This window comes from Barnesiella sp. ET7 (genome assembly GCF_024733785.1).
Lineage (GTDB): Bacteria > Bacteroidota > Bacteroidia > Bacteroidales > Barnesiellaceae > Barnesiella > Barnesiella merdigallinarum.
Window position 1 is genome coordinate 1 of the sequence record NZ_JANRHM010000053.1, and the last position, 1,152, is coordinate 1,152.

The following is a 1,152-nucleotide window of genomic DNA, read 5'->3' on the forward strand; positions in this document are numbered from 1 at the left end:
GCTTATATAAAAAAGCCACGAGACTGGCACGTTTAATCTACAATAGAATTCACCTTATTTCATAAACACGTTACGTGCACATGTGAATTTCAACGATGCAAAGATAAGCATAAATCAGCTTACACGCAAGTCTCATGGCGTTTTTAAGAGTGTTATTATAGGTATTTTAACACTTCAAACTACTCCTTGCCGAATACATCATAGAAATTCTCTTGCATTATCCGTTCTACATCGGATTCTTTATACAAAATTCGTCCTCCTATGTGGTAATATGGCAGTATTCCATTCTTCCTATATTCGACCAGTGAACGCTTGTTTATTTTGAGAAAATCTGCCAATTCCTTATCGGTTATCAGTTTTTCCCCGTTCAATGTAGGCTTGTAGTTTTCCTTGACTTTATCAAGGATAGCACTCATTTTAGAAAAGGCCGCTATAGCTCTTTTTGCACGATGAGTGTTAGTATGGGTATCATGATTCATCGTTTCTTTCTTTTAATAGTTTCTCAATATCTTCTGGCTTATAGTAGTTCTTCTTGCATATTTGCGTAGAAGGCAACTTCCCACTCGCCCTTAAACTCTGTACTGTACGCTTGGATAGGTTTAGTAAGGCACACACTTCGTGAGTATCCAGCCATCTTCCTAAACGCTTTTCTGATTCACTGTTTAATGTTTGTTCAAACTTATGAACGAACATCTCGATACTTGACAAAAGATCCTCAAATACCTTCTCTTCTATTACAACTACTTTCATAAGGCACCTTTCATCTTAAGAAAATCATTAATCTCGGAAGCCTTGTAGTATGTGCGTCCGTCAATCATATAGTAGCGGATAAGTTTCTTCTGGCGGTAGCGTGCAAGGGTACGGTGAGTCACGCCAAGCAGTTTGCTCAGGTCGTAGTTATCCAGCAATGTGTCGCCATCGAGACACTCCTTCATCTTGTTCTGTCGATCCAGCATCTTCTCAATCTTATCGAAGCGTTCCATCAGTTGGATGAACATCTTGTGGGCGGTTTCACTATTTATCTGTAACATTGTATAATCTGTTTAAGTGTAAATAATCGGGTTACTACACCGTGTTGCGCAACAGGTTATACTTATTAAATGGCATCCTGCGTGCCAATGACATGGAATGACACGAAAAGACACCGATACA

General features: G+C 39.1%; 3 protein-coding genes. All 3 read right to left on the reverse strand.

Annotated features, from left to right (window positions below):
* Positions 1 to 179 precede the first annotated feature (179 nt).
* Genes NW211_RS13825 through NW211_RS13835 form a run of 3 tightly spaced genes read right to left on the reverse strand, consistent with a single transcriptional unit; the run spans position 180 to position 1,031 of the window.
* Positions 180 to 479: a helix-turn-helix domain-containing protein gene (locus NW211_RS13825; protein ID WP_229042402.1), complete on the reverse strand. Its 300-nt coding sequence runs from the start codon at positions 477 to 479 to the stop codon at positions 180 to 182.
* Positions 469 to 750, reverse strand: coding sequence for a helix-turn-helix domain-containing protein (locus tag NW211_RS13830; protein WP_151882803.1), 282 nt, complete (start codon positions 748 to 750; stop codon positions 469 to 471). Before NW211_RS13830 ends, NW211_RS13825 begins: the two co-directional genes overlap by 11 nt.
* Positions 747 to 1,031, reverse strand: a complete 285-nt coding sequence (locus NW211_RS13835) for a helix-turn-helix domain-containing protein (protein ID WP_258328267.1) — start codon at positions 1,029 to 1,031, stop codon at positions 747 to 749. Before NW211_RS13835 ends, NW211_RS13830 begins: the two co-directional genes overlap by 4 nt.
* Positions 1,032 to 1,152 lie beyond the last annotated feature (121 nt).